The 12,720-nt window shown below is 51.5% G+C and carries 11 protein-coding genes and 1 pseudogene; 8 read left to right on the forward strand and 4 right to left on the reverse strand.

Translation table 11 applies throughout. The features are described from left to right. Window positions 1-60: 60 nt before the first annotated feature. Window positions 61-603: pseudogene (locus tag SLH47_RS24405) on the forward strand (DDE-type integrase/transposase/recombinase); the annotation flags it as partial. On the opposite strand, the gene SLH47_RS26455 reads toward SLH47_RS24405, so the two are convergent. Genes SLH47_RS26455 through SLH47_RS24415 form a run of 3 tightly spaced genes read right to left on the reverse strand, consistent with a single transcriptional unit; the run spans window position 501 to window position 1,611 of the window. Continuing rightward, a complete protein-coding gene (locus SLH47_RS26455) occupies window positions 501-773 on the reverse strand; it encodes an HNH endonuclease (protein WP_413785677.1) in 273 nt (90 codons plus the stop codon). The pseudogene SLH47_RS24405 and the gene SLH47_RS26455 sit on opposite strands and share 103 nt — an antisense overlap. Window positions 774-817: 44 nt before the next feature. Further along, complete coding sequence (locus tag SLH47_RS24410; RefSeq protein ID WP_320243519.1) at window positions 818-1,390, reverse strand: outer membrane protein; 573 nt, start codon at window positions 1,388-1,390, stop codon at window positions 818-820. Between the two features lie 50 nt (window positions 1,391-1,440). Further along, a complete protein-coding gene (locus tag SLH47_RS24415) occupies window positions 1,441-1,611 on the reverse strand; it encodes a hypothetical protein (protein WP_320243521.1) in 171 nt (56 codons plus the stop codon). 871 nt (window positions 1,612-2,482) lie between these two features. Here SLH47_RS24415 and SLH47_RS24420 point away from each other — a divergent pair. From SLH47_RS24420 to SLH47_RS24430, 3 genes are all read left to right on the forward strand, one after another. Continuing rightward, window positions 2,483-2,974, forward strand: a complete 492-nt coding sequence (locus tag SLH47_RS24420; protein ID WP_320243523.1) for a hypothetical protein — start codon at window positions 2,483-2,485, stop codon at window positions 2,972-2,974. 11 nt (window positions 2,975-2,985) lie between these two features. Beyond that, window positions 2,986-3,636 (forward strand): hypothetical protein, encoded by a 651-nt coding sequence (locus tag SLH47_RS24425; RefSeq protein ID WP_320243525.1) that lies wholly within the window; start codon window positions 2,986-2,988, stop codon window positions 3,634-3,636. 129 nt (window positions 3,637-3,765) lie between these two features. Continuing rightward, on the forward strand, window positions 3,766-6,630 hold the full coding sequence (locus SLH47_RS24430) for an FG-GAP-like repeat-containing protein (RefSeq protein ID WP_320243526.1): 2,865 nt from the start codon (window positions 3,766-3,768) through the stop codon (window positions 6,628-6,630). A 598-nt stretch (window positions 6,631-7,228) separates the two neighbouring features. On the opposite strand, the gene SLH47_RS24435 is transcribed toward SLH47_RS24430, so the two are convergent. Continuing rightward, entirely contained in the window at window positions 7,229-8,587 is a 1,359-nt protein-coding gene (locus SLH47_RS24435) for a hypothetical protein (RefSeq protein ID WP_320243527.1), read from the reverse strand. Between the two features lie 649 nt (window positions 8,588-9,236). On the opposite strand from SLH47_RS24435, the gene SLH47_RS24440 reads away from it, so the two are divergent. The 4 genes from SLH47_RS24440 to SLH47_RS24455 all read left to right on the forward strand — a co-directional run. Continuing rightward, window positions 9,237-9,737 (forward strand): hypothetical protein, encoded by a 501-nt coding sequence (locus SLH47_RS24440; RefSeq protein ID WP_320243529.1) that lies wholly within the window; start codon window positions 9,237-9,239, stop codon window positions 9,735-9,737. Window positions 9,738-9,748: 11 nt separating this feature from the next. Continuing rightward, window positions 9,749-10,393: a hypothetical protein gene (locus SLH47_RS24445; protein ID WP_320243530.1), complete on the forward strand. Its 645-nt coding sequence runs from the start codon at window positions 9,749-9,751 to the stop codon at window positions 10,391-10,393. Further along, window positions 10,386-10,904 (forward strand): hypothetical protein, encoded by a 519-nt coding sequence (locus tag SLH47_RS24450; RefSeq protein WP_320243532.1) that lies wholly within the window; start codon window positions 10,386-10,388, stop codon window positions 10,902-10,904. Before SLH47_RS24445 ends, SLH47_RS24450 begins: the two co-directional genes overlap by 8 nt. Then, on the forward strand, window positions 10,885-12,720 hold a 1,836-nt coding region (locus SLH47_RS24455), incomplete at its 3' end, for a calcium-binding protein (protein ID WP_320243534.1). The genes SLH47_RS24450 and SLH47_RS24455, both read left to right, overlap by 20 nt.

Consider the following 12,720-nt stretch of genomic DNA (forward strand, 5'->3'; position numbering starts at 1 on the left):
GGGCGCGAGAGATCGGGGCGCAAATCAGAGCTCCATTGCCGTTCTGACTCGTCATGATTTGCCCCTGAGCGCCGCCGGTTCGGCTATCGGCGGGTGCATGAAATGCTTGAGAGGCAAGGCTGGCGGGTAAACCAGAAGAAGCTGAGGTGGCTCTACCGCGAAGAGAAGCTGCAAGTCCGTAAGCGCGGCGGCCGGAAACGGGCCTTGGGACGCCCAGGCCCATGCTGCTGCCGGAACGCCCCGATGAACGCTGGAGCCTGGACTTCGTCTCCGACGCCTTCACTGATGGACGCCGGTTTCGAGTTTTGACCATCGTGGATGATTTTAGTCGCGAATGCTTGGCGCTGGTGGCGGATACGTCTCTCTCTGGGCTGCGTGTCTCACGTGAACTGATGGCGATCATGGCGCGGGAGGCCCAGAACAATTGTCAGCGACAACAGCACAGAACTGATCAGCATGGTGGTCCTCAGGTGGTGCCAGGAAACGCAGATCGACTGGCACTACATCGCGCCGGGAAAGCCAATGCAAAACGCCTTTGTGGAAAGTTTCAATGGCAGATTCCGGGACGAACTCTTGAACGAAACCCTACTCTCGTCACTGGCTGACCCGGCTGACTCTGCTAAGTCTTTGTCAGGACCTGCACCCATCTTGTTATTACAGATAGAACACAGCACATCACGTGTCGTTTTTCGACCACCAAGAGCATCAAGCAAAATGTGCTCTGGCTTCTCGTTTTCGGACAGTTGAGCCTTACATAGGACGCAATCAATCATTTCGTAAGGGGTACGACTTTCTCGGCGATACTTCCAATTCTCGATCAGAATCTGAACGCCGCCCTGAGAGAAAGTGTGTCAATGGCGACGTCAAGATCTTCATCTTCTTCAAACTCTTCATCTTCTTCAAATGTGGCTCGCCGGGCGAGATACTCTGCCCCGATGACGACGTTGTTTCCGAGGCCGTAATCAGCACCAACTCCAAAGCTAAACCCGTCTGCATCGTCGTCTGCTGAGATGCGCGAAAAGCCTGCGACACCATAAAACAAGATGTTGTTGACTGCGTAACCGGCCCGACCTTTCAGATCCAGGATGTCATAGTCTACACTGAACTCATCTCCATCAAACTCGAATTCGACATTGGGCGCGCGTAGAAGAGCAACCTCGCCGCCAAAAACGAAATCGTCATTCTGTACAGCGTAACCACCGAACGCGCCAAGAGCAGTGCTCGGACCAGCCTCAAAAGTCACGGAAACATCGTCCTCTTCAACCGACAACTCATTTGCAATGTTGTAGCCAATTGAAAAGCCGGCATATGCGCCACTCCAATCAGCAAACGTATGTGTCGGTAAGGTGGTTGCAAGGGCCAATAAAACAGTTTTGATATGATAAGTCATTGAGCATTCTCCAGAAATACGATGGGTTAGGTGGCGTTCATGTATCTTTCTCACGACGCCTGAATTGTTTGCGACTGCGCTGCTGTGACATCCAATTCAAACTGGTGAGCGGTCGACGTTGATTTCGCGCGCATCCTGAACGCCCGGTGATGAGAAGAAATTTGATGCTGTTTTCCCAGCCGACGCTCTGAGGTCTTGTTGCTTGCGTCTTGCTGTTCCATTCCTCGCAAATGCACCCGGTCATTTCGTCTGGCATCTAGCATTAGAGGCAGGTTGCCCGATGCAAAAATACTGAGATTCTATATATCAATAGACATCAGCTATGATGAGGCACGCGCCTGTGGGACTTTCCTTTTATCAACACTGGCTGATGAGGTTCTTCACGGTGAATCTTCCGATGCAAACGCCCCAAGGCGGTCGTCTTCCACAGCTTTCGCGCGAAGGTTCCGGGTCTCTTTTTTACTCCAAGTCTTGGCGCTTGCGATGCGCCAGAAACCCGCTCCTGGCAAATCAACCGAAACTGCCCCACCGGGCCAACGTCCGGCATCCATAAAACCATCGTCTTTCTGGCGAAAGACACGATCCCTCATAGCTGATATCTATTTATATATAGCACTTCGACATTTCCCAATACAGTAACCTAGTACTATATTTGAGTTCAGGAGGCGTTGGATGGACATCTCCGTTAATCCACCCACAACCACTCACATCCCCCCTTCGCCTCTGGAGGGGGGATTATTTGAATGGAGAGACTGATTGCCCGAGGCGGGAAGTCCGAAGTCTTTTGACGCGACAAACCTCCATTGGAGCTTTGACTCGCCGCAAGATGAAAATAGCCGAAGGAATGACTATGAATTGCAACAGCGCCATTATCTGAACTCGGCACTTCCAGCAATTAAGAGACTGGTGGTTTCATTCATACTCTTTGGCTATACTTCAATAGCCCTTGCCAGGGTTGACCTTCCGCTCACACGATTTTCTTATTCATGTAGGGAAGATTCGAGATTCACCGCCCGAATTCCTCCGCAAACGATTATTGAGGTCTTTTTTGGAAGCCGACGATCCCAAGAAACTCTGCAATAGGATCATGGAATGAAACGCATCTTCCGCCCGATCCTGTTGATCGCCCTGTGTGGTGCCTTATCGAGCTGCACGGTTAGAAAGATATCGGAATTCGCCGTTTTGTCCGCGGATACATCGCAATGTACGGCCGACAGATACCAACCAATTGTGACAAGATACATGTCAATGCTTGGTCCTGGAGTGAAGCGAAGTATTGTCATTGATGAACTCACAAACATGGCTGCGGACATCTCCCTTTTGGAGCCCATTGAAACGGGACAATGCGAGGTGATTTACATTGTCGATCATATATCTGGTGTACCTATTGTTGACTTCCCCTTCCCGGTCGAACTTGCTGTTTTAGAGGAACCGGATCGCATATGCGTCGAGTATTTTCACCCGTTGCGCTGGGCTTCGCGACTAGCAGATCGCAAACCTAGCGAACTCGCCCTGAGTTCAATTTCTAATGATGGTGTTGGCAGTGCAAGCGCTGCTTCGCCAATCTGCTTCGATAGATCATAGAGGAACGGTAAATGGCGGGCTCTGGTACGTACAGCATTCAGATTGGCGAACATGGCATCCTGCTCGCTGCTGCTCATTTATCTGTGAGATTCGTGAACAATGATACTGGCAAACGCATAGTCGAATTCAATGGGTTGGCGACAAAAAGAGGCACCGAATACACAAACTCGCTCGGTGTACCCTGGCGCGATGACATCCTTGGTCATGAGTGGGTCGAAGGAGTTGACGGCGATTCATACTGGAATTCCACGAGAACCCGATCAACGGATACGATCGCAACGAAGCCGCTTGATGCGCTTGAAACAGATCTTGCCATCGCTCGGGCAGTGATAGAGGCGGTGAATGCAAAGGGTATTACTTATAACCCGATTGGTTACAACAGTAACAACTTTGCCTTCGATTTACTGGAGGCTTTTGGATATTCACGCGCGGATGTGCGCGCAATTACCGACAGACTAACCCCCGGCGCGCGACTTGATCTCCTCACCGACCAGGAAATACGCGATATTCGTGACTCCATTCTTGGTAATGTTAGAGAAGAGCCAAGTGCATATGAAGCGACTGGAAATACGTTTCACAATGGCGGTACGGTTGGCGACTTTTCCGATGATATGTGGATCATCGATGGTGAGTCGCCCTTGGCCTACTCAACGGCGTGTTGAGTTGGTCGCGGGCCCGATCATCTGCCGAGGTTTTGTTTCACGTCACGTCCGACGTTGAGTTGGGACGGACACATAGATTTATCAAGCCGCTTGGATACCGCTTCATTGGGGGAAGTTATGCAAAGAAACTTGGTTAACCAGTCGCAAGGCGCTGTCGCATTTCATGACGCAACTGACTTGTCCTTTGTCCCAGGCGAGACGATCAAGGCTTTTGGCATTCAGCCAATACGCGAGAACAACTCGGCATCGATCATTCCAACCATCGGCGATGAGTTCGACGCTCTAACTGGCATGACAGATACCGCCTCTGGTGGTCAGTGGCGGACGCATAACTTCGAAGTGGCGATGCACCACACGTACGTGGCGCAAGGGCTTCGGGTGCACAACACCTCACCCAACTCATATACGCTGGATGAAGATGGCGAACTGGAAACGCTGTATGATACTGATGGGTCTGAGGTTGAAGTTTTGGGAAGCTGGACGCCCTCCCAAGCCTATCATTACGGTCAGATTGCAGAGCGGCAAAACCCTGACGGCTCTGTCTCCAAGGTTTTGACGTCAGGCGGTATGCTTGAATCATTATCCGCAACAGGTCGCAGCTTTGCGGACCTTATCGGGCTAGACGGTCGTTTCGGCCTGCAAGGCACATTCGCAAACGAGGATGAAGGCCTGCCGCCCGACTTTCATGAATCGGGTCATGCTCCAGAGCACCGCGTGGATTGGTCTGGCGATAAAGATGATGACGACACACCAGACTGGCGCGATGAAGATTATTCGAACATTGGGAATTGGGGTGGCGACCGGGATAACGATGGTGTTCCGAACTGGCGTGATCGCAACGATGGCGTCGGTTGGAGGGACAAAAATGGTGACCGGGATAGCGATACCAATGGTAGCGGGAAGCCTATTGTTCTCGACATGGACGGCGACGGCATCGAAATCCAGATCGAAGGCAACGTTTCCTTCGATATGGATGCGGACGGCTTCGCAGAAAACACGGCTTGGGTGACGCCTGATGACGCGTTTCTCGTCATCGACCTCAATGCAGATGGATCTCGTGGCTCAGGCGACGGTAAAATAGATCAGACCCAGGAATTGGTCCTGACAGAATGGTTTGACTCTGAGGGTATTACAGACCTTCAGGCCCTTGCTATGTTTGACGTAGTCGCAGACCTCGGCGGCAATAATGACGGCGTCATTTCGGATCAGGATACGATCTGGAATGAACTACGGGTCTGGCAGGACGCAGACTCCAATGGGCTAGCTGACGATGGCGAACTGAAAACGCTCGACCAGCTTGGGTTCTCACAGATCAACCTCACCTATGATGACGGTACCGCCTATGACGATAACCGCAACGATGTCGAAATATTCGGCAGCAAGCTCTTGGGCACCGCATCCTACACGCGCAATGGTGAAGTTGTCGCCGGTGGCGTTGGCGACGTGGCATTGTCCTATGATGCGCAGGGCGTGCGGACGATAGAGACCGATGACGAACTGCGTTTCGACTTTGAGAGCGGCGAAATACACGTCTACGCGAAGCTGGAAAACCGTCAGTCGGCGGACTTCAGTCTTTCCACGACATCTTTCCAAGGGGTTCAAGGCGATAATCGCGACAACGTCATCTCTGCGGTTGGAAGCACGTTCGGTGTCAACATCTTTGGCGAGAATGGGAATGACACGCTTTTAGGTGGACAAGGAAACGACAATCTCTTCGGTGGCGATGGAGATGATTACCTGACATCTGGCTCGGATGACTTGTCCGGTATTGACAGAATGGGTGCAATCTGGGTGGACCAGAATCCAGACCGTTTGATCGTCGGTGACTACGACGGCAATGGCGTGGATGACAGAAGTGTGTTTTGGCGAGATGACGGGGCGAATAGGCACTTTCTGGGGCATGCGGACGGAAGCGCAACGAGGAATGTTGACCTTTTGAGCAGAGCATCAGTCGATCAAGATCCAAAGCGTTACATCGCAGGCGACTTCAATGGCGATGGTCGGGATGATTTTGCAATTGTTTGGCATGTTTCGGGTCAAAATCGCTTCTTCTTCAATGAAGATGACGGAACGATTGACCAAGAGTTTGAGTTACTTGACCGCGCAGCCGTTGATCAGAAGCAATCGAGCATGATTTCGGGCGACTTCGACGGTGATGGCCTAGATGACTTGATGTTCCACTGGGAAAGCTCAGGTGTGAACCGCATCTTTTACGGTAAGCATGATAAAACATTCGCGCATGATTTTGACCCAATTGAACGCGAATTCATAAAAGGCAATGGCGAGTCCGTTGAGGTGAGGAGTGGAGATTTTGACGGCGATGGACGTGATGACATTGCCTTCTTCTGGTCGTCCATCGGCCAAGTTCGGGTTGTCTACGCAGACGGAAGTAAGGGTTTCGAGCAATACTATCTTGCGTCGAATGGCTCTGCCTTAGAAGGAATGAATGTGTTTCTGGCTGGCGACTTTGATGGCGATGGCATAGATGATCTCTTTTTTGGTGCAGAAACAACAGGTGAAAACTGGACAGTGTTTGGAGATGTGAATCGCAACACATATTTCCTTATCGATCAGTTTAGTAGGGACTTTATCGCGACACCCGCAACGCTGTGGGAGGCTGGTGATTTCAACGGCGACGGAGCCGATGAAATCGTCTGGCTGGATGGATCTACTGGTGAAAACCAGTATGGCAATTTGATCAACTCGGATACGCTATCGGGCGGTGCCGAAGACGATCACCTGGTAATGGAAGATGGGAACGTTACCGCAAGTGGTGGAGTTGGTGCGGATACGTTCGAATTCCTTGGCGGCGAGGGGGTAGTAGCCGACTTTGAAGTCGGGTTAGACACGATAGACCTCTCTGCCTTCGCAGTTTCTTGGAGTACACTCAACATGACTACAGACGAAGGGATTTCGACCGTGTGGCTGGACGATGAGAAGCTGGTGATCCAAGCGGATGGCACGCTAACTGCTGACGATTTCCTTTTCGCTTGACCTGAAGTTGAATCTTCAAACGCAATAGGAACAGATTTACTATGCTAGTGGTTTAGGCAAACCGCAGCGGATCAATGGTATGCCGTAGTAAGAGCCCTGGTGGGGCGGTAACAAGCTTGGCCATCATTCGGATTGAGAGATGTGGCCTGTTTCCCCTTCAAGCCTGCGGCCACCTTGCGATTTCAGAGTAACTGCAAGAGGTGTGGTAATGCCACACCTCTTAAGAAGGGGGCTACTGCGCTCCCCCGTTCTATCTCCTAAGCCAGTAATCACATCAGGCATTGAGCCCTTCCATGATCACCAAACATATCGCTATTTGATCCCTCATTGGGGAGATGTCATCTCTCCCCAACAACCCACAGACCAACGGTATGCCGGTTGGATGTACACCACCGTGTCATCGGTGAGTCAGATCAGGTGGCTAGGCGACTTCCGTTGTACATCCAATAGCGGTTGTTGAGCTTTGCAAGTCGAGCGACCGATTTGTCCGCATACCAGCCAGCGCGGCCCGTAGATTGAGTGTCGGGTTTGCGCTGTGATGTCTCGACTTCCCATAGAACTTCATGCGCTATCAAAGGAGTTTGTGTAGCAAGTTGAGTCAGCCTTCGAAGTCCTCTGCGTCTTCGGCGATAGCATCTATCGATACATCTTCAGCAGTCGGTTTGTCATGTTTGATCCTGGGCGCAGCCTTCTTCCAGACGGACAGATTTGCGCCCACTTCACCGTAAAACAGAGGAACGACTTCTTCCAAGTCTGATATGAAGTTGGCCTGTTGTGTGAACCGCCCGCCAAGGCGCTTGGATAAGAAAACGTGGAAACCGTGCGTAACGAGGTGGTCTTTGCCTTCTTGACAGATATCAATGTTTTCCCGGAGGTCCGAGACAAGGTATTGAGTTGGTTCGCTGGCACCGGGCCAAAGCAATCGTATGTACAGCCCATCCATGTTATCGACCCTGATCTGCCGAAGAAGCCAATTCAGCCTGGCTTTGGTCGACTTCTTATCTTCGGGCGCGCGAATGGTCATACCCACGTCGACGCACCGCCGCTTCAGATCTGCGGTGACTTCGATAGGTGCGGCCGTGTCTGGGACATCCAGTATGCATTGCAGTTGATGCTGTTCACGAAGCATCAGCAGCTCATCCTTTTTCCGCTGTGCCGGATCATTGATGTGCTTACGCGATAATTTCTCACTAACGGATGTTTCAACAAGGCGGCTCAGGATCAGCGACAGGTCACGTGTTTCCTGATGCCAAGCGTCTATCACGATCTGCGCTTCCGGTGACCGGGCTGGAATGATACCGCCTGATGACACCAGTTTGTTGAGATCGCTCCACTCTTTGGGCATCCTGTGGAAGCCTTGCACGCCTGCGCTCTCGTGGTTGAGGAAGCGCCGAAGCTCATTCAGCAATAATAGCTGGTCATCGTCCTCAACTTGCTCATTGCTGATGAGCAATTCCGAAGTTGTGACAACATGCATCCATGACCAGTGATACACAGGTATTTTCGACCTGCTTTTCCTGACTTCCTCCACCGGGTGAGCAGTCGGCGTGGTGGCGAATTGGTTGGATATCGTGATGACGCAGTCGACGCCGTTCTCTTTTGCTAGAGCGCGGTATCTTTCGACTTGCTCAGCATCGAGTGTATTGTTCCCAACCTTGGTTTCGACGAGGGCCTTCCACTCGCGGGAGCCAACCTTCAGAACTATCAGCCCGTCTGGTCGGTCTTTTATTGTCCTGGACTGGTTCTTGAACACAACCTCGGTGAACGCATGAAGCTGGGCACGTTTTCCGCGCTTCCGGCCAACTGATTGCAACAAAGCCGACCCAAGTTCTTCAATCTGAACCATACAGGCCAACACGATGGACGTTGTGCGGCCTTCCTTTGAAGTCGTTGAAAGAACAGGAAATAAGCGAGCAGCTTCGCCTTGAGACAGGTAATCCGGCAACTTCTCAGTCATCCTTGCGCCTACAACTTGAGATTAAATGTCGTGTCTCAAATAGACAGATGCCATATCTTTCCGTCAAGTTTTAATAAAGAAACCCCCTCTAGATGTAGAGATGTACGGCAACTCTATTCTTTGAGAGACAACGTTTCTGAGGGAGTAGCGCACTTCAATGAAGTTTCACTCGGCTTGGAAGTTCACTCAATGGCGGTCCGTTGAACGGGTTGCCGTTAATGACTTAACGCGTGTCATCGCATTCATGCAGAGAAAGCACGTCTTTCAAGCTTCGTGAACCAATTTGATCAGCAACATAGCAGGCCGGTTGACGCTTTTGGTACTCCGTCAGATTCGCCCGACAATGGCTCACAAACATCACCGAGAATTGCTTACTACAAGACCGAAACTGCAGAAAGGGCAATTATGAACTGCATTATCGCCCTTATCAATAAAGCATTGGCCCCCGGTGCCTAAAGGACCTAATACCTCCACCCATATTCTTTGCCTATGTTTCAATAGTTTTTGCTTGGGTTGACCTTTCTCCCGCACGATTTTCTTATTCATGTATTGGGGATTCGAGATTTACGACCTGTATTCCTCCATAAAGCTTATTGAGGTCCTTTTTTTGAAACCGATGACACCGAGAAAACCCGTAATGGGATCATAAATGAAACGCATCTTCCGCCCAATCCTGTCGATCGCCCTGTGTGGTGCCTTGTCTGGCTGCGACGTAACAAGGATTTCTGAAACCGCGGTCTTATCTGCGGACACACCGCAATGTACGGCAGACAGATACCAACCAGTGGTGACAAGATATATGTCAATACTTGGTCCTGGAGTGAAGCGAAGCATTGTCAATGACGCGCTTGCGGGCATGGCAACGGACGTCTTCCTTTTGGAGCCTCTTGAATCTGGACGATGTGAAGTGCGCTACACCACCGAGCACAGATCTGGCGCACCAATCTATGATCTTCCCTTCAGCGTTAGGACCACCGTCTCTGAAGAACCTACTCGCCTCTGCCTGACACATGACGACCCGATCCGGCGCAATCAAGAAGAGAGAGCGGAATTGTCACTTGAAGAATCCATCGCGCGCGCACTGCGTGCGTCTTATGGCGATGATAATACTGCAAGCCCTGTTCTGCCGATTTGTTTCAACAGATCATAAAGGAGCGGTAGATGTCTGGCTCTGGTACGTACAGCATTCAGATTGGCGAACATGGCATCCTGGGCGTTGCTGCTCATTTATCTGTGAGATTCGTGAACAATGATACTGGGAAACGCATATTTGAATTCAATGGGATGGCGACAGATAGAGCGACTGAGAAAGAGCGGGACATCGGCGTGCCCTGGCGCGATGACATCAAGGGCCATGAGTGGCGCGAAGGAGTTGACGGCAAATCCTTCTGGAACGACGCGAGAACCCGATCAACGGATACGATCGCAACGAAGCCGCTTGATGCGCTTGAAACAGATCTTGCCATCGCTCGGGCAGTGATAGAGGCGGTGAATGCAAAGGGTATTACCTATTACCCGATTGGTCACAACAGTAATAGCTTTGCCTTCGATTTACTGGAGGCTTTTGGATATTCGCGCGCGGACGTACGCGCAATCGCTCCGACGTCGCGCTGGATGCGATTTACCTTACAGGTGAGTGGGAAAGCATTGGCACACTTTTGGCTACTCCAATTGGTCTACGGGCTAGCGCAGCAACACCGACATCCCCGAACATCCCGCCCGCTTTTGCAGACCGTCCAGATGCGCCCATTGGGGCATCGTCTGTTCAAACCCATTAGGGATTATCTAAGGCGATCTCATGGGTAAAGTTGAAACGGTGCCAAACTCCAAAGCCCGCAGTGGGCTTCGGTTTGAGGTCCTCGCATCGACGGATGCGATGGACGACATCGTTTATCTCGCACAACAATCACATTCGGAGAGTCGGTTTTCCTATATTGAGTTCGCGCCAGATAAGGTGCGCAGCATCGCGGAACGCGCGATTTCTGATCCGAAACAGCATGCCGTTATGGTGTGCTGGGATGCCGACCGGCCCGTTGGGTTCGTCTTTTGCTCGGTCGGGGAGTATCACATCGGCGCGGGCACTTTGGTTACGACCATTCATAACCTCAATGTCCTGAAAGACGTCCGGCATTCTTTGAAAGGTGGGCGGGTGGCCATCGGCCTGTTGAATGGCGTCACAAGCTGGTCGCGGGCCAGATCGGCAGCAGAAGTCTTATTTCATGTCACGTCCGACGTTGAGTTGGGACGGACACATAAATTTATCAAGCGGCTCGGATACCGCTTTATTGGGGGAAGTTATGCAAAAGACCTTGGTTAGTAGGCAACAGAACGCCGTTGCATTTGAGAGTATTCCAGATTCTTCCTTTGTTCCGGACGAGACGGTCAAAGCCTTCGGCATTAACCCTGCGCATGATATTGGCTACACAGCATTTGCCCCTGTTATCGGCACCCAAATCAACTTGCCTGAAAGCTTAACACATGGTGCACCGAACAGTCGGTGGCAAACACATAACTTCGAGGTCGCAGAACATCATACCTACGTTGCACGGGGGCTTCGCGTTCATAATACATCGCCCAATTCATATACGCTGGATAGAGATGGTAGAATTGAGACCCTGTACGATTCAGATGGGTCTGAGGTCGAAATAGTCGGCAATTGGACTCCATCGCAAGCGTACCACTATGGCCAAATCGAAGAGGTGCAAAATCCGGATGGAACCACCACAAAGTCTTTGACGTCTGGCGGTTTATTTGAGTCACTATCTGCGGCGGGTCGCAGTTTCGCTGATCTGATTGGCCTTGATGGTAGACTTGGATTGCAAGGCACATTCGCGAATGAAGATGAGGGGCTGCCCCCGGACTTCCATGAATCTGGCCAGGCGCCGGAACACCGCGTCGATTGGTCCGGTGATAAGGATGATGACGATACACCGGATTGGCGGGATGAAGATTACTCCAACATTGGGCATTGGGGTGGAGATCGTGACGGCGATGGCGTGCCAAATTGGCGGGACCGGAACGATGGCGTTGGATTCAGAGACAAAAACGGTGATCGGGATCAAGATACCGAAGGTAGCGGCAAACCGATCATTCTCGATATGGATGGGGACGGCATCGAAATCCAAGTGGAAGGCGGTGTATCCTTCGATATGGACGCCGATGGGTTCCTCGAAAATACCGCTTGGGCCAGCCCTGACGACGCGTTCCTTGTCATCGATCTGAATGCAGATGGATCGCGCGGCATAGGCGATGGCAAAATAGATCAAACACAAGAGCTAGTTTTGACCGAATGGTTTGACTCTCAAGGTATTACGGACCTGCAAGCGTTGGCGATGTTTGACGTCATCGCAGATCTTGGTGGAAACAACGACGGCATTATCTCAGACCAAGATACCATTTGGAACGAGTTGCGCGTCTGGCAGGATGCAAACTCAAATGGCATCACAGATGAAAACGAGCTAAAATCACTTGCCCAGCTTGGCTTCTCTCAGATTAATCTGACCTACGACGACGGAACAGCATACGACGACAACCGCAATGATGTTGAGATTTTCGGCAGTAAGCTGCTAGGGACTGCCTCCTATACCCGCAACGCACAGGTGGTCGACGGGGGTGTCGGTGATGTGGCACTTGCTTACGACGCTCAAGGGGCGCGTATCGTTGAAACGGACGAAGACCTTACTATAGATTTCGAGAATGGTGATGTGCGTGTGTACACAAAGCTGGACGGGCAAGTATCGGCTGACTTTGACTTGTCGCCGTCTGATTTCCAAGGGGCGCAAGGTGACGATCGCGACAACATAATCTCCGCTGCCGAACGCGATACCGGTGTCGACATTCATGGTGGCGACGGCAACGATTCACTTACTGGTGGCGCAGGCGGGGACTACATCGTCGGTGGTGATGGAAATGACATTATTGATGGTGGAGACAACAGCGATGTTCTGATCGGTGGCGCAGGTGATGATATCCTTCGGGCTGGCGATGAGACGACCGGGTTTGTTATTGCAGGGAACTTAGCTGCTCTGTCTGGAGAGAGCGATTCCGAGATATTCCGGGGTGACTTAACCGACCTGATTGCTGGGGACTTCAACGGTGACGGGATGACGGATTTCATCCGGCAAGAAACTGCA

It is taken from the genome of Cognatiyoonia sp. IB215182 (assembly GCF_033963905.1).
GTDB lineage: Bacteria > Pseudomonadota > Alphaproteobacteria > Rhodobacterales > Rhodobacteraceae > Yoonia.

Excerpts from the sequence above, each read along its gene's own strand:
- SLH47_RS24415 (WP_320243521.1), bottom strand. The coding sequence starts at position 1,611 with ATGGAACAGCAAGACGCAAGCAACAAGACCTCAGAGCGTCGGCTGGGA.
- SLH47_RS26455 (WP_413785677.1), bottom strand. The coding sequence starts at position 773 with ATGATTGATTGCGTCCTATGTAAGGCTCAACTGTCCGAAAACGAGAAG.
- SLH47_RS24425 (WP_320243525.1), top strand. The coding sequence starts at position 2,986 with ATGGCGGGCTCTGGTACGTACAGCATTCAGATTGGCGAACATGGCATC.
- SLH47_RS24450 (WP_320243532.1), top strand. The coding sequence starts at position 10,386 with ATGGGTAAAGTTGAAACGGTGCCAAACTCCAAAGCCCGCAGTGGGCTT.
- SLH47_RS24440 (WP_320243529.1), top strand. The coding sequence starts at position 9,237 with ATGAAACGCATCTTCCGCCCAATCCTGTCGATCGCCCTGTGTGGTGCC.
- SLH47_RS24420 (WP_320243523.1), top strand. The coding sequence starts at position 2,483 with ATGAAACGCATCTTCCGCCCGATCCTGTTGATCGCCCTGTGTGGTGCC.
- SLH47_RS24410 (WP_320243519.1), bottom strand. The coding sequence starts at position 1,390 with ATGACTTATCATATCAAAACTGTTTTATTGGCCCTTGCAACCACCTTA.
- SLH47_RS24445 (WP_320243530.1), top strand. The coding sequence starts at position 9,749 with ATGTCTGGCTCTGGTACGTACAGCATTCAGATTGGCGAACATGGCATC.
- SLH47_RS24435 (WP_320243527.1), bottom strand. The coding sequence starts at position 8,587 with ATGACTGAGAAGTTGCCGGATTACCTGTCTCAAGGCGAAGCTGCTCGC.